Origin of the sequence: Vibrio sp. YIC-376 (genome assembly GCF_052353105.1) — a bacterium.
GTDB lineage: Bacteria > Pseudomonadota > Gammaproteobacteria > Enterobacterales > Vibrionaceae > Vibrio.
Genome location: NZ_JBBWFK010000001.1, coordinates 452,872 through 475,199, shown reverse-complemented (window position 1 = coordinate 475,199; position 22,328 = coordinate 452,872). Strand labels below are relative to the sequence as shown.

Annotated in this window: 18 protein-coding genes; 8 read left to right on the top strand and 10 right to left on the bottom strand. The window is 44.5% G+C overall.

The window, feature by feature from the left end; all coding sequences use genetic code 11:
- Positions 1-94 precede the first annotated feature (94 nt).
- Both istB and istA read right to left on the bottom strand, forming a co-directional pair.
- The gene (gene istB, locus WJM94_RS02120) at positions 95-835 is read right to left on the bottom strand and encodes an IS21-like element ISVch3 family helper ATPase IstB (RefSeq protein ID WP_444492590.1); all 741 of its coding nucleotides are present in this window, start codon (positions 833-835) and stop codon (positions 95-97) included.
- Between the two features lie 10 nt (positions 836-845).
- Positions 846-2,378, bottom strand: a complete 1,533-nt coding sequence (gene istA, locus WJM94_RS02115; RefSeq protein ID WP_444492589.1) for an IS21 family transposase — start codon at positions 2,376-2,378, stop codon at positions 846-848.
- A 570-nt stretch (positions 2,379-2,948) separates the two neighbouring features.
- On the opposite strand from istA, the gene thpR reads away from it, so the two are divergent.
- Positions 2,949-3,470 (top strand): RNA 2',3'-cyclic phosphodiesterase, encoded by a 522-nt coding sequence (gene thpR, locus WJM94_RS02110; protein ID WP_444492588.1) that lies wholly within the window; start codon positions 2,949-2,951, stop codon positions 3,468-3,470.
- 385 nt (positions 3,471-3,855) lie between these two features.
- Entirely contained in the window at positions 3,856-4,749 is an 894-nt protein-coding gene (locus tag WJM94_RS02105) for a LysR substrate-binding domain-containing protein (RefSeq protein ID WP_444492587.1), read from the top strand.
- Between the two features lie 25 nt (positions 4,750-4,774).
- Here the strand turns inward: WJM94_RS02105 and WJM94_RS02100 are convergent, their stop codons facing one another.
- From WJM94_RS02100 to hrpA, 5 genes are all read right to left on the bottom strand, one after another.
- Positions 4,775-5,164: an ATP-binding protein gene (locus WJM94_RS02100; protein WP_444492586.1), complete on the bottom strand. Its 390-nt coding sequence runs from the start codon at positions 5,162-5,164 to the stop codon at positions 4,775-4,777.
- Between the two features lie 97 nt (positions 5,165-5,261).
- Positions 5,262-6,866 (bottom strand): BCCT family transporter, encoded by a 1,605-nt coding sequence (locus tag WJM94_RS02095; RefSeq protein ID WP_444492585.1) that lies wholly within the window; start codon positions 6,864-6,866, stop codon positions 5,262-5,264.
- 357 nt (positions 6,867-7,223) lie between these two features.
- A complete protein-coding gene (locus WJM94_RS02090; RefSeq protein ID WP_444492584.1) occupies positions 7,224-7,739 on the bottom strand; it encodes an outer membrane beta-barrel protein in 516 nt (171 codons plus the stop codon).
- A 224-nt stretch (positions 7,740-7,963) separates the two neighbouring features.
- The gene (locus tag WJM94_RS02085; RefSeq protein WP_444492994.1) at positions 7,964-8,443 is read right to left on the bottom strand and encodes a porin family protein; all 480 of its coding nucleotides are present in this window, start codon (positions 8,441-8,443) and stop codon (positions 7,964-7,966) included.
- Between the two features lie 185 nt (positions 8,444-8,628).
- Positions 8,629-12,615 carry an ATP-dependent RNA helicase HrpA gene (gene hrpA, locus WJM94_RS02080; RefSeq protein WP_444492583.1) on the bottom strand — a complete coding sequence of 1,329 codons (3,987 nt, stop codon included), beginning with the start codon at positions 12,613-12,615 and terminating at the stop codon, positions 8,629-8,631.
- Between the two features lie 186 nt (positions 12,616-12,801).
- On the opposite strand from hrpA, the gene WJM94_RS02075 reads away from it, so the two are divergent.
- On the top strand, positions 12,802-13,386 hold the full coding sequence (locus WJM94_RS02075) for an FMN-dependent NADH-azoreductase (protein ID WP_444492582.1): 585 nt from the start codon (positions 12,802-12,804) through the stop codon (positions 13,384-13,386).
- 102 nt (positions 13,387-13,488) lie between these two features.
- On the opposite strand, the gene WJM94_RS02070 is transcribed toward WJM94_RS02075, so the two are convergent.
- The gene (locus WJM94_RS02070) at positions 13,489-13,890 is read right to left on the bottom strand and encodes a hypothetical protein (RefSeq protein WP_444492581.1); all 402 of its coding nucleotides are present in this window, start codon (positions 13,888-13,890) and stop codon (positions 13,489-13,491) included.
- Positions 13,891-14,036: 146 nt separating this feature from the next.
- The gene (locus WJM94_RS02065) at positions 14,037-15,350 is read right to left on the bottom strand and encodes a MipA/OmpV family protein (protein WP_444492580.1); all 1,314 of its coding nucleotides are present in this window, start codon (positions 15,348-15,350) and stop codon (positions 14,037-14,039) included.
- Between the two features lie 262 nt (positions 15,351-15,612).
- On the opposite strand from WJM94_RS02065, the gene WJM94_RS02060 reads away from it, so the two are divergent.
- The 3 genes from WJM94_RS02060 (at position 15,613) to WJM94_RS02050 (ending at position 18,506) form a co-directional block, all read left to right on the top strand.
- Positions 15,613-15,960 (top strand): hypothetical protein, encoded by a 348-nt coding sequence (locus tag WJM94_RS02060; RefSeq protein WP_444492579.1) that lies wholly within the window; start codon positions 15,613-15,615, stop codon positions 15,958-15,960.
- A 9-nt stretch (positions 15,961-15,969) separates the two neighbouring features.
- A complete protein-coding gene (locus WJM94_RS02055; RefSeq protein ID WP_444492578.1) occupies positions 15,970-17,910 on the top strand; it encodes an alkaline phosphatase D family protein in 1,941 nt (646 codons plus the stop codon).
- A gap of 155 nt (positions 17,911-18,065) precedes the next feature.
- Entirely contained in the window at positions 18,066-18,506 is a 441-nt protein-coding gene (locus WJM94_RS02050; RefSeq protein ID WP_444492577.1) for a TerB family tellurite resistance protein, read from the top strand.
- 204 nt (positions 18,507-18,710) lie between these two features.
- Here the strand turns inward: WJM94_RS02050 and WJM94_RS02045 are convergent, their stop codons facing one another.
- Positions 18,711-19,241, bottom strand: a complete 531-nt coding sequence (locus WJM94_RS02045) for an exonuclease domain-containing protein (protein ID WP_444492576.1) — start codon at positions 19,239-19,241, stop codon at positions 18,711-18,713.
- A gap of 439 nt (positions 19,242-19,680) precedes the next feature.
- Between WJM94_RS02045 and WJM94_RS02040 the strand changes: the two genes are divergently transcribed.
- Both WJM94_RS02040 and WJM94_RS02035 read left to right on the top strand, forming a co-directional pair.
- The gene (locus WJM94_RS02040) at positions 19,681-20,313 is read left to right on the top strand and encodes a DUF2760 domain-containing protein (protein ID WP_444492575.1); all 633 of its coding nucleotides are present in this window, start codon (positions 19,681-19,683) and stop codon (positions 20,311-20,313) included.
- On the top strand, positions 20,313-22,277 hold the full coding sequence (locus WJM94_RS02035; RefSeq protein ID WP_444492574.1) for an Hsp70 family protein: 1,965 nt from the start codon (positions 20,313-20,315) through the stop codon (positions 22,275-22,277). Before WJM94_RS02040 ends, WJM94_RS02035 begins: the two co-directional genes overlap by 1 nt.
- Positions 22,278-22,328 lie beyond the last annotated feature (51 nt).

The following is a 22,328-nucleotide window of genomic DNA, read 5'->3' as shown; positions in this document are numbered from 1 at the left end:
ATTCTTCGACCCACCTGCGTATTTCGGTGATTGCGATCGCTCGTTTCGGTTTATTCCGATCACCTGAGCCTGCCGTTTTTCTCTCTTCCTATTTTTACTCTAAGTGATCGGATTGCGCCAGTTTTCTCATCGACTCACCTCCCAGTTCTATTCGATGACTATTGTGTACCAGCCGATCCATTAGAGCGTCAGCGACGGTGGCGTTACCGATCATGTTGTACCACTCCTTTACGGGTAGTTGACTGATGACGATTGTGCTGCTGTTTTGGTAGCGGTCTTCAAGCACTTCTAACAAGTGACCTGCATGCTCTTGAGTCAGTTTTTCCATCCCCCAGTCGTCGAAGATCAGTAGAGCTTTCTTAGCCAACGATTGAAGTTGCTTTTGATAGCTACCATCCAGACGCCCTGCGGTCAGATCATCAAGTAAGCGAGTTAATCGGTAGTATCTGACCGTTTGTTGTTGGTCGCAGGCGCTGGTTGCCAGTGCGCAGCCAAGATACGTTTTACCTGCTCCTGTTGGGCCTGTGATCAAGATGTTCTGGTGCTTGTGCAGATAGCCACCCGTTAGAAGTTCGCTCATCTGCTTGCGGTTGAGGTTTCGTCCCTCCTTGTAGATGAGTTGGCTCGGCTGAGCATCTACTCTCATCTTGGCTTGTCGTTTTAAGCGTTGGATTTTGGTCTGATTGCGATTCAATATTTCACTTTCCAGAAGCAGGCTTAACCTTTCCTCGAAGTCCAGCTCTGCGTAGGTCGTCAGTTGCTCTTGTTGCTGCTCTAACGCTTTCGCCGCATGGCTCAAGCGGAGGGTTTTGAGTTGGTCGTTCAGTGCGTTCATATCCTTTCTCCTAGTGATAACAGTTCGGGCCACGAACATTGCTGTGAACAAGGTTCGGCGTGCTCGTGTTGTCTTTGCTCAGTTGTCCTTCACGATTGTTCTTCAGCAGATTGTTGATGAAGGTGTAGTTCGGTTTTGTCAGCATCAGCGCATCTTTACAGGCTTGCTCTAAGCGCGATTCGCCATGCGCTTTACTCAGATTGAGCAGCCCAAGGCAGGAGCGATAAGACTGCTCTGGATGAGGCTTGGAGTTGAGCATCTTATTGACGACTTCTCGTGTGGCTGGGCCGATATTGGCTCCCCAGTTGAGCAGGCGTCCAGGCGACCACTTCTGATGTTGATGATTACTCGGCATGTGCTCTGGTTGGGTGCTGTTTCCGCGCTCTCTTTGACTGCGTGGATGCTGGGCTACCAAGTTACCTTGATGGTAGATCTGCACCAGACGGTTGGAGGCTTCCAGCTCGACATGGTGACCAACAAGTTGATGTGGCACCGAGTAGTAGTGGCGGCGATATTCGATGTGATAGTCAGGCCCAACCTTAGCTCGTTTGGTTTCGGTATACAGGTAACGCTGTTTGGGGAGGGGCTTTAACGCAGGCTTATCGAGTTTGTCGAACAGTGATTGACGACTCGCGCCATACTGCTTCATCTCACGTTGGTTTAACTCATTCATGAGTTCTCGGATAGCGAGATTCAGCGCCTTGAAGGTATGGAAGGTTTGGTGTCGCAGCCGCATCATGATCCAGCGTTCCACTAGGAGCACGGCATTCTCTGCCTTGGCTTTGTCTTTCGGTTTGTAAGGGCGAGCAGGCATCACTGCGGTTTGATAGTGATTAGCTAGTTTTTGATAGCTGTCGTTAAGTCTCGGCTCATAACGATTGGCTTTGGTGACCGCGCTACGTAGATTATCGGGAACCAAGAGCTGTGGTACACCACCGAAGTGTTCGAACGCATTAGCATGCGCCTCTAACCAGTAGGACTTACCTTGGCTCGGGAAGGCTTCAACATAGGTGTAATTGGACGCGCCTAAGGTCGCGACGAACACTTCCACTTCACGCACTTCTCCTGTGTCAGGGTTGACCACCTGAAGCCTCGGCCCACAGTAGTCGATAAACAGCTTATCACCCGCAACATGAAGCTGGCGCATGCTGCGCTTTTGGGTTTTGAACCAGCGAGTGAAGTGCTCGCAGAACTGAGTGTAAGCGTAAGCTTGCTCTTGATATTGCTCATGATATTCCTGCCAGAGCAGCATCTTCGTCATGCCTTTACGTCTAAGTTCAACAGCGTATTGAGTGAAGTCTGGCATGACTTTATCGCGACTGGCTTTCTTGCCGTGATACAGCGCTTGCGTGAGATCAGCATCGCTGCAACTTTCGGGTAGAGGCCAGCCAAGTTGGCTTTGTTTAAAGCGAGTAAGGAGTTCCGATATGGTGGACGGGCCGAGTTTCAGACAAGAAGCGATACCACGATTGGAGAGACCGCAGTCGTACTTAAGGCGTAATACCTCTTTAATTTTGTTCATTGGAGTTCTCTTTTTGGCCATTGTCGCTTCCTTACGTTCTTGTTTAAGAAGTAAAGAATAGCGAGTTATTGATTTAAAAGAGAAAAAGGAAGGATTTCGGGTATTCCGATCGCGGTTTTCGCTATTCCGATCACCGATTTCGGAGTTAGGCTAAAAGTGATCGGATAATCGCGGAATCAGTGATCGGTTTAAACCGAAATGGGTGATCGGATAATCCCGAAATGCCTGATCGGAATGCTCCGAAATATGCACCCACCACAATTATTGCAAGTAATGGATTGCAACTTTAATCCAACGCTTGAACTGAGTTATTTTTTCCTAACCATAGGCCCATAAAAAGTGAGCTAGGCACTTGAGAATGGCTTTTAGATTCAGGAGATATGTATGAGCGAGAGCTTTGTAAAAAACAACAATCAAAGCTAACGGCTGAATAAAGTGGGCTTTTTACTCAACTGTCGGGATGGGTTAATACTAAAATGTTGATAAGAGTGGTTAGCCTCTGTTGACTAGCAGTCACTCCCACTAAAGATAAATTATTTCTCTCGCTCAGAGACATATATTGTATGAACCTATTTGTGACGAGGAGTTGTGATGAGGTTGTTTTTTGCACTGACATTTGATGATTCGACCAAAAACGATTTGGCGGCTTATCAGGATCTCGTTCGTAAAAATGGTATGGAAGGCCATAATACTCGCAAAGAAAACTTTCATCTCACGTTAACCTTTATTGGTGAATGCACAGAACAAGAAAAGCAAACATTAATTGATATCCTACACCAGCTGAAATCAGGCTGTGACACCTTACGTATTGATCGTTTAGGTTCATTTCATCAAAAACGAAGCCATTTGCTCTGGATGGGGTTAGCAAATAATCGTGCACTAATGAGATTACAAAGTGAGCTCAAAACCGCGTTGTTAATGCAAAATTTCGTTACCGAATCGAGAAGTTTCATTCCACACATTACACTTTTCCGTCACGTGTCTGATGGTACTCAATTAAAAAGCATCCATATTACACCTCGAAACATTCATGTTTACTCAATAGCTTTGATGGAAAGTATGTACCGAGAGAATAAGTTGGTTTATCAGGTTTTAGATGAAGTAATTCAATAAACAAGATAGATACCAAGCAAGTACCGTAATGATTGTTTAGGCATGAATCTCAGTCTGTAACCTTCTAATGCAAATTGTTTTGCAAGCCAAGATCTCCATTAGTACTACTTATAAAAATTTTTGGAAATGATTGCGTTCTCCCCCTTCCGGATGAAGCCCAATATCTTTTTTGAGATGAGTATTCATAGTACTGACATCGTTTCGACTTCTATAAAGTCTCATCTTAAAAATAAGAACTTTCATAAAGTTAAAAGATAATAACTTCTTAGCTTGTTTAAATATCAACATTGCTCATGCCTTGATTTCATATTAGATACAGTTATTATCAAGACAGTAATGAGACAATACGAACAACCATTTATAACAGGTACTATAATCTCAGCTTATGGACAATCGACTTCGCTATCTTTCCGCACTCCGCTACTTCGAATCTGCTTCTCGACTAAAAAGTTACAGTAAAGCAGCGGAAGAGCTACATGTGACTCAAGCTGCAATCAGCCAAAAGTTACGACAGCTTGAAGAACGCTTAGGATGCAAATTGTTTATTCGCCGCGGACGTGAAATGCACCTGACCGACAAAGGACAAATACTCCAAAGCCACGTTAATGATGGTTTTAAAAACATCATAACCGGGCTAAATCGCATCCAAAATGAACCACTGGAAGGCGTGCTAAATGTGAGTGCCCCTCGCTCATTTTCGACGCGCTGGTTGATGCCAAGATTGTGGAAATTTACGATGGAATACCCGCATGTTCCAATTCGAGTACAAACTGTTAAAGAGATTGATATCCGTCATACCGAAACTGATGTACTCATTTGGCAAGGGTCTGAAAGCGTTGAACATCTTGATTTGGAGCAAGAGACATTATTTGAAGAAGCGATTTTTCCTTATTGTTCTCCACAATTAGCCGAATCAATACAGTTTGTTCGTCCAGAACAACTGCTACGTTGTTGGCTAATTGATTTCCACTCAGCCTCTTTTAGTTGGGAGCAATGGTTTCGAACTGCCAAGGTTAGCGCAAAAAGAGAAAGTCTTCAGTGGATGGAAGTAAGCACTTTTGATATGGCAATCAACGCTGTTGTCGCCGGACACGGAGCATGTTTGGCCACGGAGAGCATTTGCGCAGATTTTGTTGAACGGGGCTTATTAGTAAAGCCCTTTGATATCGGGCTGAATCCAGGTATCCGATATTCTGTGATTAGCGACCCTTCGTCATCACGAGTTCTGCGTATCAACGCATTTAAATCGTGGTTACAGAAAGAATTGAGTTTCAACTAGTTTAATTTACTCGTAAGTAGATGTATTACGCCTGCCACTGGTGACGCATCTTCTCGATCGTCTCTGGTGGCACACCGTGAATGCTCTGATATTCACCGTCACACACTTTAATCTCAACGTCTATTCCCTTCTTTTTACAGAAATCCAGGTAACGTTTCATTTCCCAATGCCGGACAAAAGTATTACTGACAATAACGGTTTTGCCTTTGTTTAACCATTTACGAGCTTGATGGAAACACCATTCATGCGCTTGAGGCAGTTGCTGTGGATTGAAATGGTATTCTCCACTCTCTGTTTCAAAGTACATGTCTGCTTCAAAATGTTTTGCATCGAGTTCTTTTACCAACTGCTTAGCAAGAGTCGTTTTACCAGAACCGGGAAGACCACGAATAAGAATAAGTTTGGAGATAGACATGCTTTAAAGGTATGAAGTTGAGAACGTTCAAACTCTAAACGAATTCTCTAAAAAGAAAAGAAGAAAAAATGCCGAGCGGTATGCTCGGCATTCAACATTAATGGCTCGCGGCCAATTGTTGCCTATACGCAGGTAACTCTGTTCTTAAACCTTTAACCAGACTTACACACATCACGAGAAGTACTAGCGTAAATGGCAGGCCTGTTGCCACTACACCCGACTGCAATGCTTGCAAGGCTTCTTTACCACCTACCCATAGCATTACTGCAGCAATAGCACCCTCGATACAAGCCCAAAAAATTCTCTGTGGGACAGGCGCGTCGATCTTACCGCCAGCTGTAATACTGTCGATAACCAGAGAACCTGAATCCGATGACGTAACAAAGAAAACAAGGATCAACCCGATAGATAAAATCGAGATTGCCGAGCTGTATGGCAGTTGGTCATATACATGGAATAGTGTGAGTGAAATATCCGTAAGACCATTTGTACCCAGTTCACCTACTTTGTTTACCACCTGATCAAGTGCGATACCACCAAAAATTGCCATCCAGATTAATGTCACAACGGTTGGAATGATAATAACTGCAAAGATGAATTCTCTTACTGTTCGCCCCTTAGATACACGGGCGATAAACATGCCAACAAATGGTGACCAAGATACCCACCAGGCCCAGTAGAATACCGTCCAGCCTTGCATCCAAGCTTCATCCTCACGACCGTGAGGGTTACTCAAAGGAATGAGGTACTCAATATACGATTTGGTCGTATCAACAATAGAGCTGAATGCGGTATCAAAACTGATGAATGTAATGAAGATCAGCAGCGAAAATGCCACCAACATGTTTACATTGCTCAGCACCTTAACACCTCCATCAATACCACGAACTACCGAAAGTACTGCAATAAAGGTAACAAAGGCGATAACAATCATTTGAGTGCCGATACCCCCATCGAAGCCAAACACATGGTTAATACCACTTGTTGCTTGCTGAGCCCCTAAGCCCAAAGAAGTAGCCAGACCAAAAAGCGTCGATAACACCGCTAGTATGTCGATGACATGACCCAACCAACCCCATGCGCGATCACCAAAAATAGGATAAAAAGCCGATCGTAGAGAAAGTGGGAGCCCTTTATTGAAGGCAAAGAACGCAAGAGCAAGAGCTACTAGTGCATAGATAGCCCAGCCATGGATACCCCAGTGGTACATAGTTGCAGCCATAGCCAACGACTTCGCTTCTTCAGAGTAAGGTTCAGCGTTCAGAGGCGTTCCCCACCAATCTGTGAAGTATGCGGTTGGCTCTGCAACACTCCAGAAGAGAAGGCCAATACCCATACCTGCGGCAAACAGCATGGATAGCCAAGAAACTTTTGAGTGATCGGGTGTTGCGTCTTTACCGCCTAGACGTATTTTACCAAGAGGTGATAACAGTAAAGCCACAGCAAATAATACGAAGAAGTTAGCGGACCACATAAAAAACGCATCAAACTGTTCGATAATTCCGTTTTTAACACCGTTTAATACGTCACGAGCTGTATCTGGCTCGACTAAAAGAAGTAACACTAGACATAAAACAATAAGACCCGCACTGATGCCGAACACGGGATTATGTATATCAAATCCCCACTTTTGTACGTTGTCCTGCCCTACCTGATAATCAGTAGTCTCGATACTATATTTTTTAAATGAATTGTTATCCATAAATACAAATTTAACGTAATTTGAAACGCTTCTCAGCTGAGAAGAACTCCAATCCCGCCCTCCATTAATTTGAACTCTAATCAATAAAATCGAAATGAATTCTATCATCAATCACAATTACATGCAAAATTACCACTTTTATTACATTTTTTAAGAGATTTGATGGGAGTTATCATCCTAGGCATCGAGGGGTAAAGTACGAACTCTAAATATTATTTTAATGACAGTTGTTTTAAGTAGGAACTCAGTGAGTCAACGTTAAATTAACCACTATATAAAAGTGGCCGTATCCAAAAGCACGGCCATTTGCATCATTCAAGAATGAACTCTTGAAACAAGGAGATTTGGGGCAATTTTTTATAAGAAATGGAACGTAACGTTACCAGTGAAGCTATCTAAAGAGTCGCTGTCGCCATCAATATCGACGCCAAAGGCCTGGTAACTTGCACCAACAGAGAGGTTATCAAACAAAAAGTACTCAGCTCCAACACCATACATGTACGATACACCGTCATCTTTGTCGATTGAGCTCAGAGCGCCTTCGTAATCGACATTGAATGCGTTAATGCCACCTTTAGCATAGATGTGGAATGGACCAAAATCGATGCTTGGTTTCACCGCCAGGTAGAATGATTCAAAATCGCCGTCACCTTTATTTCCGTCCACAGATAACCCCACTTTACCGTGGTTAAAGTAGCCTGCTTCAATGCCAATAATCGGCAGAATACCAGTACCAACGTGCACACCATAGGTTGTGTCACTTTCGCCATCGATGTCCGACTGACCGATTTGTCCACCTGCGTATAGCCATGAGTCAGCAAAAGCAGACGTTGAACACAACGCCAAAGCTAATAACGAGAGTTTTGTTTTCATAGTTAAACCATCCTGTTCGATTGTTGCGCGACATCGCGCTTCCTAGCTCGTAACTGAACAGCCACTATATATTGGAAAGTATGGAGATTTTAAGATCAAAAAATGAATAAGTTATATTCAATTTGTTGTAGTGTGACATCACTTCAGAATGAAGAGCATACTGATGCAATATAAAAAAACACCGGCAGTTGCCGGTGTTCGCTCTTCATTGAAAAAATAGACAATTATAGAAAGTGCAGTGATGCATTCACAGAGAATGTATCGACGTCATCTTTACCCACTGTGTAGTTCATGTAGCTTGCGCCCACAGACAGTGGACCAAAAATGAAGTATTCAGCGCCCACGCCGTACATTAGATCGATATCGTCATCATCGCTGCCGCCTTTCACTTCCTTATCCCACTGGTGGATACCACCTTTAGCATAAATGTGCAGTGGACCAAAATCGATACTTGGCTTAAGTGCTGCGTAGTAAGAAGTCAGCTTGGTATCGTAACCGTTGATGTCAAATTCGCCGTGTTGAGTCACACCAGCTTCGATACCAATGATCGGTAGGATACCTGTACCTACGTGCACTGAGTATGCTGTATCAGTCTCACCTTTGTAGTCAGATTGACCAACAGTTGCGCCACCATAAATCCAAGAATCAGCCATTGCCGCTGAAGATGCGCCAAGTAGAGCCACTGCTAATAGAGTTTTTTTCATCATTTACCTTTTACTCTTTATTATTCCCCACGTCCTGTGAAATCAGACGTTGGTACTGCAAATATAAGGGAGGCAAAAAATTGCCTCCCAATAACTAACAAAACGATACTAATAAAATAGTTAGCAAGGACTGTACCAATAACGCACTAACCATAAAAAACGAGTTAAGTGATTGTACTTATTGACTAACATGCATCAATCGCATTTTTGACTCGTTTATCAGAAACCGGATACGGAGTGCCTAATTGTTGAGCAAAATAGCTAACGCGCAGCTCTTCAATCATCCAACGCACTTCTTTCACGCTTTCGGGAATGACCATTCCCTTCGGAATCTTATTCAGTAACTCTTTGTAGTCGTTGGCCACAGATTCGATTTTAAGCATGTGCAGACGGTCTTTATTTGGATCGATCGGCAGTTTCTCCATACGACGCTCAATCGCGCGCATGTAGCGAAGAATATCTGGAAGACGTTTCCAACCACACTCAGTTGCGAAACCTTTGAAGATCAACCCTTCAATTTGCGCTTTGATGTCTGACAGTGCAAACGCCATGGTAAAGTCGATCTTACCTTTCAGCTTTTTATTGATATTGAAAGCCGTCGTCAAAATGGTTTCAACCTGTTTGGCGATCTCGACTACGGTGTCACCCAGTTCAGCGCGAACGTGTTCTTTCAACGATTCAAACTTTTCTGGTTCCCAAACCAAGCCGCCCTGCTCTTCGATAAGCTTATCTACGCCACAAGCAATACAGTCATCGATCAGATCCAGCACTTTACCGTAAGGGTTGAAGTACAAACCTAGCTTGGATTTGTTCGGTAAGTTGGCATGCAGATATTTAATCGGCGACGGTACATTCAACAAAATTAATCGGCGCTGACCAGCACGCATTGCAGTAATCTGTTCGAACTCTGTTTCGTAGAGTTTGATTTCAACGCTGTCTTTTGTATCGACAAGTGCCGGATACGCTTTAACATCGTAACCACCGCGCTTCTGTTGGTACACTTTCGGTAGCTCACCAAAACTCCACGTGTGCAGACCTTGCTGTTCAATATCATCGTCAGCCACTTTAGAAAGTGTTTCCTGAACTTTATCCTTCAAGCTTTCTTTCAGTTCATGAAGGTCTTTGTTTTCCTTCAGCTTGCGATTTCGATGATCAACCGCGCGGAATGTGACCTTCAAATGCTCAGGTACCTGTTCCAACTTCCAGTCTTCACGCAGCACTTCCACACCCGTCATACGGCGTAATTCTTTCTCAAGAGAATCAAGCAGCGGCGCTTCCATCGGCGTAACTCGCGCTAAGAAAGCGTCAGCATAGTTTGGAGCAGGGACAAAGTTCTTACGAATCGTCTTAGGCAGCGATTTAATCAAGCTCACGACCAGTTCATGGCGCAGACCCGGGATCTGCCAGTCAAAGCCCGCTTGTTCCACTTGGTTTAGGATTGGCAACGGCAAATGTACTGTTACACCGTCACTATCTTCACCTGGTTCAAACTGGTAACTAAGCTTGAGCTTAAGACCGTTTTGGTGCCAGAAGTTCGGGTAATCCAAATCCGTAACGTGGCTGGCATCGCCCTTAAACAGCATTTCTTTTTCAAAGTTGAGCAGCTCAGGGTTATCTTTCGATGCTTTCTTCCACCACGTGTCAAAATGTTTACCAGACACCACTTCTGTACCGACACGCTGGTCATAGAAATCAAACAACTCATCGTCGTCCACCAAGATGTCACGGCGGCGAGATTTGTGTTCAAGCTCTTCGACTTCCTCGAGCAGCTTACGGTTTTGTTTAAAGAACGCGTGCTTAGTTTCCCACTCACCTTCTACCAGCGCACTACGGATGAAGATCTCACGGCTGATTGGAGCGTCAATGTTACCGTAGTTCACCAGACGTTTAGGAACGATTGGCACTCCGTACAGCATCACTTTTTCGTACGCCAACACAGCCGCACGTTTCTTCGACCAGTGCGGCTCGCTGTAGCTGCGTTTGATGAGATGTTTAGCCAGCGGTTCAATCCACTCTGGCTGAATCTTCGCAATGATGCGGCCCCAAAGTTTTGAGGTTTCCACCAGTTCAGCAGACATGATCCACTTAGGCTGTTTCTTAAATAAGCCGGATGCCGGGAAGATATGGAAACGGGCATTGCGTGCGCCCTGATATTCATTCTTCTCCTGATCTTTCATACCGATGTGAGACAACAGGCCAACCAAAATCGCACTGTGCACGCCGTGGTAAGAAGCTGGCTCATCATTAAGCTTGAATTCCATTTCACGCATGGATTGGTGAATCTGGAAGTAGACGTCTTGCCACTCACGCACGCGCAAGTAGTTCAGGTAATCTTGCTTACACTGTTTACGGAACTGGTTACCCGTTAGCGCTTTTTGTTCCTTCTGGATGTAATCCCATACGTTTACAAACGTCAGGAAGTCAGACTCTTCATGGAAGAAACGACGATGTTTATCATCCGACGATTGCTGTTTGTCTGACGGACGCTCACGCGGGTCTTGAATCGACAATGCCGCTGCGATGATCATCACTTCTTTCAACGCGCCATATTTCGGTGCTTCGAGTACCATACGGGCAAGTCGTGGGTCGATCGGCAAACGGGCAAGTTGACGACCAACGTTTGTAAGACGCTTTTTCGGGTCGTTCTCTTCAGCGTTAATCGCCCCCAATTCTTCCAAGAGGCGCACACCATCTTGGACATTGCGTTTATCTGGTGCTTCAACAAATGGGAACGCTTGAATATCACCCAAGCCCAACGCTGTCATCTGCAAGATAACTGAAGCAAGGTTGGTACGCAGAATCTCCGGATCAGTAAACTCTGGACGTGATTCAAAATCTTCCTCAGAGTACAAACGAATACAGATACCCTCTTCCACACGACCACATCGACCTTTGCGCTGGTTCGCACTGGCCTGAGAAATTGGCTCAATTGGAAGACGCTGCACTTTAGTCCGGTAACTGTATCGGCTGATACGTGCCGTACCCGGATCGATAACGTACTTGATGCCCGGAACGGTTAGCGAGGTTTCCGCAACGTTGGTTGCCAGGACTATACGGCGGCCTGTGTGTGGTTGGAAAATTTTGTTCTGCTCGCCCGCCGAAAGACGTGCATACAACGGCACGATTTCGGTACTTTTCAGGTTTCGTTTTGAAAGCGCATCTGCAGTGTCACGGATTTCACGTTCACCGTTCATAAAGATCAGGATATCGCCCAAACCTTCATCGCACAGTTCATCAACCGCTTCGAAGATACCTTCTAGCTGGTCGCGATCGCTGTCTTCATCACCGCTTAGTGGGCGGTAACGAGTTTCTACTGGGTACGTACGGCCAGACACTTCAATAATTGGTGCATTATTGAAGTGGTTAGAGAAACGTTCTGGGTCGATGGTCGCCGACGTGATGATGACTTTTAAATCAGGACGACGTGGCAGAAGTTCTTTCAGATAGCCCAAAATGAAATCGATGTTCAGACTACGCTCGTGCGCTTCATCGATAATGATGGTGTCGTATTGATTCAAGAAACGGTCATGCTGAATCTCGGCCAGCAAAATACCGTCTGTCATCAGTTTGATTTGCGTGTTTTCAGAGATTTGATCGTTAAATCGAACCTTGTAACCAACAAAATCACCGAGTTTGGTTTCCATCTCTTCCGCGATGCGGTTTGCGACCGAACGAGCTGCAAGACGACGAGGCTGTGTATGACCAATCAGACCAAATTTGCCGCGGCCAAGTTCCGCACATATTTTCGGCAACTGAGTGGTTTTACCGGAACCCGTTTCACCTGCGACAATAACCACTTGATTTTCTTCAATCGCCTTAGCGATGTCGTCTTTCTTCTGGCTAACCGGCAGGATTTCTGGGTATTCGATTTTTGGTTGGAAGTTAACGCGTTGCTCGGCTTCCATCATCGATTTGGCAATGTCTAAAGCGATTTCATCAAACACGACATTACGAGACGCGTCCTTCTTGATCTTACTCGCTCCAGAAATACGTTTACTTAAACGAAAGCGGTCCCGCATCATACACTGGTGAAGTGCCTTGCGTAGTGATGCCGCACTGTTCATTTGAGCATGAGGCGCTTTAGCATGGTTCGCTTGAGCCTTTTTCTCACCGTTTACTGGTGCAGGTTGCTCTTCAGCGGATGTTTTCTTTGTGGGCTGTGACGAAGTCAAAGCGTTTCCTATTCTTTTCATTACATAAAACTGCGCGGATTGTACCACACTAGAACCAAAACAAGACAACCGAAAGGTCATTCGATTTTTTCGAACATCTTAAGCAAACGAGTCGGCTTCAGAACCTAAGGTCATCCCTTATAATGCGTCACATAGTCTGAAGCACTTATTTAAGGAATAACCATTATGTCTCGTGTACTAGCTCTAAAATCAAGCATCCTTGGCGATTACTCTCAATCAAACAAATTGGTTGAAGAATTCACAAAAAATATAGACCAGGACAAACTGACAGTCCGCGATCTAGCTGCTAACCCACTTCCTGTTTTGGACTTCACTGTTGCTACCGCACTACGCGCAACGGAAGATCTTTCTCAAGAGCAACAAGAAGTCGTTAACCTGTCAGATACACTTATCGAAGAAGTGAAAGCAGCAGACACTTTGGTTATTGCTGCGCCGATGTACAACTTCACTATCCCGACTCAGCTTAAAAACTGGATTGATCTAATTGCTCGTGCAGGTGTTACTTTCAAATACACAGAAACTGGCGTGCAAGGATTGATTGAAGGTAAGAAAGCAATCGTAGTGACGACTCGTGGCGGCATCCACAAAGACGCGCCAACAGACATCATCACTCCATACCTACGCACTGTACTTGGTTTTGTTGGTATCACAGAAGTTGAATTTGTATACGCAGAAGCATTGAACATGGGTGAAGATGCTGCGACTAAAGGCATCACTGAAGCTCAAAGCCAGTTAGCAACTCTAGCTTAATCAGCAGACCACAACTTACAAATTCAAAAGGGATGGCTAACTGCCATCCCTTTTTTATTCCATGCCATTCGCATTCTTATATTTTAGAATACGCCTATTTGATTACGTGCCTTCTGTATCATCACCAAACTCTTTCTCTATGTTTTCGATTGCATCGGCGTAGAGTTGCTCTAAAACTTCTTCGGCTTCTTTTACCATATTGTCTATTAAAGCATTGAAAGCAACGTCACTTGGGATCTCAAGCTTGTCTCCTACACTGACTTCTAAAGACTTAGAATAAAGCACCAGCCAACCATCACTATCTAAATAGCCTTCTCCGTGGACAGCAAAAAAGCGCTTAGCAAACTCAGCATTTGTGCAGTTATCACCTTCGATTTGAATATCGAATGAGGAATCAATGTGCATGCTTCTCTGACCGCCGCATTCATCAAACGGCTCACATACCGATTTGACTTTGGCACGGTAAACAAAGTTTAACTGAGATAATTGTATTGTCTTTTTCATTCCAAATAGCATGAGTTAAAAGTGGCTTAGCAACAAATCCGACCTTTTACTTTTAAGTAATACAAACAGTAAGGTGTTTACTCTCTGCCAAGAGAAATCCAAGTAATCTGCCGGACAAACCAACTGAATTTAACGAACAAATGCGGCTAAAAATCGTATTGGAAGTAAATGGTATTGTAGTTACTTCCACCCTTGATTCGGCCAAACTGAGATGCCTTTTCGAAGATCGCGGAACGATGATGGAGCGAGTAACCGACCCACATATTATCCCAGACTTTTTGGTTGAACAGTTCACCTACATTGACATCAAATGAGACGTCGAGATAGTTAAGCAGCTGACTCGGCGTGTAGCCCTTATCTTCCATCTCGGTTCTTTCTATGTAGGTAACATTATCAATATATGACATGCCCTCTGCGAAACCAAAGCGCCACGTTATCGGCCAATCAAAAGTATAGTAAGCCTTGATTGCCATGACATATTCGGTGCTGGAAGACTGTACTTCTGATGACCAGTGATGAACCAGACCAGGTGTCAGATAAATATCCAGAGGCAAGTCGAACAAGTCATCAGTCAAAGGATACCCATAAAATAGTGACGTTAGTTGATTGTTGTATTCATCCTTTACTCGGTCTAAACGGAAAATCTCCCCCATATTGGAAGGTGTTGCCCAGCCATGAGCGATGCGCAGATAGGAACGATTACTCAGGCCAGTCTTGCGCTCTGTTCCTTTATCGTTAAAGAACCCAAATCCTAAGAACACTTCCCCTTGATATCGATCTTCAACGAGTTGACTGTTGTAAGCCTCACTATCCAAGCGAGTTATACTGGTTTCGCCTAATAAATACAGGTTAGATGTGACGTGGTAACGGGCTTTTAGTCTCAAGTTGGCATCAACCCCAGCACCGATACTTTCGTTAGTTAACACCTTAAATGCGTAATACTCACTATTAAAATCAGCATCTTTATAACGAAGCGTAAAGGATGGGGCTAGTTCCCAATTGCCCAGTTCGTAGTTCGCTGCGATGCGGTAGTTAGAATGAAATTGAAAGTCCTCATCCGTCATCACTTCCAATTCTGCTCGCCAGTTTTCGTCGAAATTATATCGAAGCTGGCCACCCACATCGACACGGTCACCTTCAAAGGCATTCTGTACAGACTTTGGAATATCGACAAAACGCATCCGCGCAATAACACTAGCTTGCCAGTCAGATTCATCTTTATTGAATAAAAACACCCCTCCTTCCATGCCATTAAGATAAAAATGTTCATTTTCAAAAAACATCATCGGTATCAGAGTGCTAACGGTCGAATCGTCATTTGGGGTGTAGAATGGAATCGATGCAGTCCGGTACATGACTGCTATCCCCCATGTTTGTTCTTCGTTGGATTGGGCAGTATGAGCAGTAAATGCTGTGACGACTAAGGGCAGAGTCAGTAAGACTCGTTTCAATCTCTTCATGAGTTATCAATCAAGTTGGTTGAGAAAGAGGCAATCGTTGGTCAATTGCGATTTTAAGCTTATGTTCTTTCGATTTTAGTCGATACAATATGAAATGTTGTCTTGTACGTGACAGTATGAGTCAGGCACCTTGATAAAGTGGCATCATATTTCTTTGTAATAGAATGAGTTACTAAACCGTAATATGCCAATTAAGTAAACATATCGTCACTAAGAAATAGACTTTTTAGCCTAGGTTAAAGTTAACTATAACGAAGTAAAAGTGAAAGCATCAGAACTCATTTCCATCCTCAATAATTTGCCGACCAACACAGACCCAGATATTGTTATGGGAGAAGCGTGGCTACCAGAAAGATTGGTGGAAACGCACCTTGACGGCAATTTGCTATTTTTGAACTTCGATAATGCGCCAGAAGAGTGTCAGGGAGAGGATGAAGGGCGTGGTTTTGTTGACCATGAAATTGACCTAATCCGCACCCGACTACAACAAATTCTGGATGAAGACTGCGATAACGTTTCGAAGGCAGACGCCATGTTAGGTTTATTTCTCGTAGGTCACGAACTGAGTAGCTCACAAGTAATAGAAGTATTAGAAATATCAGATAAATAAGGAACCAATTTGGCTGCATCGTTAGACAGTACCCAACGCCCTAACCTTCCTCTTGTCATAGCGGGACCGATACTCCGAAAAGTGACTACCGCAGAAGTCAATCTGTGGCTGGTCACAACAAAGCCTTTACAAGGTTTGATAGAGGTAATCGATGCAACTTCTGATGTTTCTTATTATTCAGAGGATCTTGCGCAACTCACCCAACTTCAGGTTGGCCAACAAGCGTGGGTTTGTTTACTGTCTTTAAAAGCAGATTTCCCGGCACATCGAGCTCTTCGATACCAGCTCCACACGCAAGATGGATTGCTGACCGATCTTTTACCTCATTTAAACTACGAGCAAGATGATCAAGCCCATAAAGGAATCGAATTTTTAATCAGTAAGAAGGCAGATTACGTCCTTCACGGCTCTTGTCGTAACCCACATCACTTCAGTGAAGACGCATTAGTTGCGGCGGATGCGAAATTAGCATGTCAAAATCTAGACTCACGTCCGGATATGCTGATTATGAGCGGCGACCAGATTTACGTAGACCACGTTGCCGGGCCTACTTTGGATGCAATTGAGCAAATAATCAAATTACTTGGTTTACCGGACGAACAGTTCGAAGACGCGCCAATTTCAGACACCATATCGCTTTATCAACATCCAGCCTGTTATTATGGCCGCGATAAATTGCTGCCACATTACGTTGATGACGGAAGTCTGCTAAGTAAATTCTTCCCTCACCGTGGAGCACCTATTTTTAGCTCTAAAGAGTGTGAGAATCACCTGATCAGTTTCGCAGAATGCTTTGCCATGTACTTACTGGTTTGGTCACCGACGTTATGGACGCTGATAAAACGAGACCGTTTGCTGGACCAAAAGTTTGACGTCGGTGGCAACACATTAGATCCTAACTGGCAACAGCAATGGCGGGATGAAAAGGTTCAAATAGATAAATTCGTCGAAGGGCTAGACCGCGTTCAGCGCCTTCTTGCTCACATCCCCACTTATATGATTTTCGATGATCACGATGTCACTGATGACTGGAACCTGACTATAGGTTGGGAACACGCAGCGTACAGCAACCGTTTTGCCAAGCGCATAATCGGCAACAGTCTTATCGCGTATTGGTTCTGTCAGGGTTGGGGTAACTCGCCGGAGAAATTCGACGACCAATTTATGAGCCTTATAAATGAGTTTGTTGAACAAGGCTCAACTGAATCCCAAGATACTCTGATTCAATATCTGTATCGCTTCGAAAACTGGCATTACACCATCCCGACCTCACCTAAAGTTGTCGTATTAGATACCCGAACTCGTCGTTGGCGATCTGAGTCGAAGATGAACAAACCATCCGGATTAATGGACTGGGAAGCATTGATTGAGTTTCACCAAGAGCTCGTCCATGAAAACAAAGTCATTATCGTTTCTGCTGCGCCTATGTTTGGTGTGAAATTTATCGAATCTCTGCAACGTGTGTTTACCATGTTCGGCAAACCATTATTGGTCGATGCAGAAAACTGGATGGCTCATCCGGGTAGTGCTAATACACTCGTTAGTATCTTTACACACACTAAAACGCCAACGAACTTTGTTATTTTGTCCGGTGATGTCCACTACTCCTTTGCCTACGACATCAAATTACGCTACCGAAAAAACAGTCCGAATATCTATCAAATCACGTGCAGCGGTATTAAAAATCAATTTCCAACAAGGCTACTGACCGTCTGTGACGCACTCGATAGAATGCTGTACAGCCCTCGTTCGCCTTTGAACTGGTTTACTAAACGTAAACGTCTCAAGATATATAAGCGAGCACCGAGTACACACAATTTCTACCGTTTAGTTAACCACAGTGCGATCGGTGAGTTACATCTCGATGAGGACGGTAAGCCGCTTCAAATCAGTATATTAACCGGAAACAACCAAGAAATTCATTTCCCGCCAACTAAGATACAGGCATAGCCAGCAGGCGATTTAAATCTGGACGAAAATTGAACTCAGATAAGCCTAATTACGTAAATATATTGTCAAAGGATGTTTCATTTCGGCCACAAGACCTTGAGATTTCCAACATCAGTGACCATCTTAACTACATAGTAAACAGCGTGGTGTTCAATATGTTCAATTCTCTTACCTCTCTATTTAAGCAGCTTCTGGATGGTTCCGATTTAACGCAGACCAATACTTTATCTCCAAACATGGCAATTGCCTGCCTGCTCTGCGAAGTTTCTGGTGCCGACCATAAAGTTGATGAAAAAGAGCAAGAAACGAAACATTCATTGCTGATGAAATTGCTGTCATTGAGCGCTGAAGAGGCAACGCTTTTACTTGAACAAGCCACACGAAAAACAAAAGATGCGACGTCTTTGTACGACTTTACCTCTCAACTCAGAGAGCTGACTCAAGAAACCCGTTACAGCTTGATAAAGAGTATGTGGGAAGTGGCGTATGCCGATGGGGAAATTGATCCACTCGAAGATGCAGTGATCCGCAAAACCGCTGAGTTGTTGTATGTCGACCACCGTGACTTCATCCGCGCGAAGCTCCAATCACAGTAATTACATTCAAGTAAAACAAATAAAAAAACGCGCATCAGAGCGCGTTTTTACATAAAAGCCAACTTGTTGTTATTAATACTGGTCAAGGTGTGTATTTGTTTGACAGGATCCAAGTTAACGACCTTACATGACAGAACAACAACTTTTGGATTAAATAATCGTTACAAACCTAATTCTTACTGACAAATATTTCTGCGTTAGTGCTCAAAGCATTTTCAGTGCGAGCTTCGCTAAGTTATAAGCGTCAACGTAACCAGAGTGCTGGCGGCCTTCCCAGTCAATACCTTTTGCTTCTTGAGCTGCCCGATGGCCGATACGTTTCTCTTTTAGACGATTTTGTATCCGATAAAGTGTCGAGAGATTTAAAAACTCGGTGAACGGAGCTTCGATCCCTTTTTGCTTGCACTCTTCGAGTAGAATCTTGTCATCACGCCCCCACGAAGCGTAGATCTTGTTCCGACCACCGAAGTTCTTAACCATGGATTTCAACACTTCTTCCAGTGGACGCCCCTGTTTCTCTATTTTACGCGGCGTAATTCCCGTTAACTCTGCACAAAACAGGGAGACTTCGTCATGTTCCGGTTTCACATAGTATTGAGCGCGCTTAACGATCTCACCTTTGGACAAATCTATTTCAGCCAACCCAACTTCGATGATCTCTCCTGTGCGGCCGACGCCATTCTCGTTCCAGCAACACATTTCTAAGTCGAAGCATACGATACGGTTATGATTCATAGTTTGTCTTGATTCCTAAACTTAGATTTGAAAGCGTGAGATTCTACCTTAATGCCAAGTAAAACTCGAATTTGCTCGCTGAATTAATCACCGCTTGAACTGTGTTAACGCTATTTTATGACGTGATGACTCAGATAGATGCATATAATGATGTAAAGAGACGCTATATATAACGCCAATGAAAACCGAGTGAAAGTGTCATTAATTGAGGAAATATCATGTATCCAACAAGCGATGACCTTTAAAGAGAGTTCCAATCGTTGTTTTTTCGCGCTGATCGTGCGGTAAATTTACGAATTATTACAGCGTTAAGCCTTGAATATGCTAACATCCGTCATCATTTTAGTGTCTAAACTTGGTGCTGGATAGCAAAGACGATCATTTTAATAAACACATTGAGCCTATGCACCAATGAATCAATAGAAAGAGAAAAAACGTCATGAACATTGATTTGAACCTAATTCCTCAAACGTTCGATATGCTTCACGCTGGTCTGGCTGCTTCGAGCGTGTTACTTCTTTTGGTTGCTGTATCACGTAAATCCAAAGTGATTGAAAAAGTGGTAGAAAAACCAGTTGAGAAAATCGTCGAGGTTGAAAAACCTGTCGAGAAGATCGTTGAAGTTGAAAAAGTAGTGGAAGTAGAAAAAGTAGTAGAAAAAGTGGTTGAGGTTGAATCTAAATTAGCAACAGCTTCTACCGACTCTGCGATGCAACTGCTTTCTCTCATGCAGCAAGAAGCTCGCCTGATTGACTTCCTTAAAGAAGACTTAACTTCATTCTCTGATGAAGAAGTTGGTGCTGCAGCTCGCGTAATCCACACTGGTGGTCAAAAAGTATTGAACGATTACGTAACACTTGCAAACGTACGTAATGAAGAAGAAGAAACTCGCATCACTGTTGAAGAAGGCTTCAACCCGCAAGAAATCCGCTTAACTGGCAACGTAACAGGTAGCGCGCCTTTCCACGGAACACTCGTTCACAAAGGTTGGAAAGCAACGTCTATGAACTTGCCTAAACTGGCGGAGAACTATGACGCATCAGTGATCGCTCCAGCTGAGGTTGAGCTGTAATGGAACACATGAACCAAGAAACCATTTCTCAAGAAGAAAACATTCAAGAGACTGTAGAGCAGCAGTCTCCTCAATTCAGCGTTGGTATCGACTTAGGTACAACACACTGTGTGATGTCTTTCGTTGATGCTCACGATGAAGGCGCTCGTGTAGAAGTGATGCCTATTCCGCAATTGACAGCGCCTGGCACGGTAGAAACTCGCAGCCAACTAGGCTCGTTTCTATATCAACCACACGAACATGAAATGAACCCGCAGTCTCGCGTACTGCCATGGTCTAGCGAGCCTAGAGCACTGGTTGGTGCGATTGCTCGTAACCTGGGTTCAAAAACACCAATCCGCTTGGTTGCCAGTGCAAAATCCTGGCTTTGCCACGGTGGCGTAAACCGTCGTGATGCATTCCTTCCTGCCGGTAGCCCAGAAGAAGTAGAAAAAGTATCACCGCTTCGCGCAACTGAGCTTTATCTTGAACATCTAAAAGACGCTTGGAACCACACTCATCCAAATCACAAGCTTGCTGATCAAGATGTGACGATTACCGTTCCTGCATCTTTCGATCCAGCAGCACGCGATTTGACGGCAGAAGCAGCACGCAATGTTGGTTTTGTGCATCTGACGCTTTTAGAAGAGCCTCAGGCTGCGCTATACAACTGGATCGATAACAGCAACGACAAATGGCGTGATGAAGTTGAAGTTGGTGACATCGTCCTAGTGGTTGATATCGGTGGTGGTACAACCGACCTTTCATTGGTCGAAGTAACCGAAGATGACGGCAACCTGACTCTGAAACGCATCGCGGTAGGTGAACACATCCTACTTGGCGGTGACAACATGGATCTTGCTCTTGCGTACCGTCTGAAAATGAAGTTAGCGCAAGAAGGCAAAGAGCTGCAGCCGTGGCAAGTTCAGGCAATGACGCACGCATGTCGTGATGCAAAAGAAGCGCTACTGAACGACAGCGAGATGCAATCTGTGCCAATCGTTGTTCCTAGCCGCGGTTCTAAACTGCTTGGCGCGACGCTGAAAACAGAATTAACTCAAGAAGAAGTGCAACAAACCTTGGTTGACGGCTTCTTCCCTCAAGTTGCAATTACTGACCACCCTGTTCAACGTAACCGTGGTGCACTAACGCAAATGGGTCTGCCTTACGCACAAGATGCAGGTATCACTCGTCACATTGCCGCGTTTTTGTCTAAACAAGCAAATGCGCAAGGTGGTGCTGAATCTGCACCAGCGCAAGACTACAATCCGTTTGCAAATATGCCAGGTATGCCGGGCGCTGACACTGCTCAATCGGCAGATTTCATCAAACCAACCGCTATTCTATTTAACGGTGGTGTGCTGAAGTCAACGCTATTGGCTTCTCGCTTAGAAGACACCATTAACGAATGGTTGCTTGAAGCAGATGCTGAAATGGCTAAACGCCTGACTGGCGTTGATCTTGATCTTGCAGTCGCAAGCGGCGCGGCTTACTACGGCTCAGTTCGTCGTGGTCAAGGTGTTCGCATCCGCGGTGGTATTGCTTCGGCATACTATGTGGGTATCGAAAGCGCGATGCCAGCGATTCCGGGCATGGCACCTCCAATGGAAGCACTGTGTGTGGCACCATTCGGTATGGAAGAAGGTTCAAGTGTTGACGTACCAAGCCAAGAGTTTGGCTTGATCATCGGCCAACCAGTGAACTTCCAGTTCTTCGGTTCGACAGTACGTCGTGATGACCTCGCAGGTACTCATCTTGACCACTGGGCTCCGGAAGAGCTGGAAGAGCTACCAGAAATTCAAGTAACGCTGCCGGTATCTGAAGGCCGTCGTGAAGGTGAAGTGGTTCCTGTCACTCTTGCTTCTCGCGTCACCGAACTTGGTACGCTTTATCTAGAAGCCATTGCCACTGATAACGGTCAAAAATGGCATGTTGAGTTTGATGTCCGCGAAGACGCGAAAAGCGACTCAAACGAAGAAGCATAATTAAACAACGGCACCTTAGCGGGTGCCGTTATTTTATCATTTTGTTATTCC

Excerpts from the sequence above, each read along its gene's own strand:
- istB (WP_444492590.1), bottom strand. The coding sequence starts at position 835 with ATGAACGCACTGAACGACCAACTCAAAACCCTCCGCTTGAGCCATGCG.
- istA (WP_444492589.1), bottom strand. The coding sequence starts at position 2,378 with ATGGCCAAAAAGAGAACTCCAATGAACAAAATTAAAGAGGTATTACGC.
- thpR (WP_444492588.1), top strand. The coding sequence starts at position 2,949 with ATGAGGTTGTTTTTTGCACTGACATTTGATGATTCGACCAAAAACGAT.
- WJM94_RS02105 (WP_444492587.1), top strand. The coding sequence starts at position 3,856 with ATGGACAATCGACTTCGCTATCTTTCCGCACTCCGCTACTTCGAATCT.
- WJM94_RS02100 (WP_444492586.1), bottom strand. The coding sequence starts at position 5,164 with ATGTCTATCTCCAAACTTATTCTTATTCGTGGTCTTCCCGGTTCTGGT.
- WJM94_RS02095 (WP_444492585.1), bottom strand. The coding sequence starts at position 6,866 with ATGGATAACAATTCATTTAAAAAATATAGTATCGAGACTACTGATTAT.
- WJM94_RS02090 (WP_444492584.1), bottom strand. The coding sequence starts at position 7,739 with ATGAAAACAAAACTCTCGTTATTAGCTTTGGCGTTGTGTTCAACGTCT.
- WJM94_RS02085 (WP_444492994.1), bottom strand. The coding sequence starts at position 8,443 with ATGAAAAAAACTCTATTAGCAGTGGCTCTACTTGGCGCATCTTCAGCG.
- WJM94_RS02075 (WP_444492582.1), top strand. The coding sequence starts at position 12,802 with ATGTCTCGTGTACTAGCTCTAAAATCAAGCATCCTTGGCGATTACTCT.
- WJM94_RS02070 (WP_444492581.1), bottom strand. The coding sequence starts at position 13,890 with ATGAAAAAGACAATACAATTATCTCAGTTAAACTTTGTTTACCGTGCC.
- WJM94_RS02065 (WP_444492580.1), bottom strand. The coding sequence starts at position 15,350 with ATGAAGAGATTGAAACGAGTCTTACTGACTCTGCCCTTAGTCGTCACA.
- WJM94_RS02050 (WP_444492577.1), top strand. The coding sequence starts at position 18,066 with ATGTTCAATTCTCTTACCTCTCTATTTAAGCAGCTTCTGGATGGTTCC.
- WJM94_RS02045 (WP_444492576.1), bottom strand. The coding sequence starts at position 19,241 with ATGAATCATAACCGTATCGTATGCTTCGACTTAGAAATGTGTTGCTGG.
- WJM94_RS02040 (WP_444492575.1), top strand. The coding sequence starts at position 19,681 with ATGAACATTGATTTGAACCTAATTCCTCAAACGTTCGATATGCTTCAC.
- WJM94_RS02035 (WP_444492574.1), top strand. The coding sequence starts at position 20,313 with ATGGAACACATGAACCAAGAAACCATTTCTCAAGAAGAAAACATTCAA.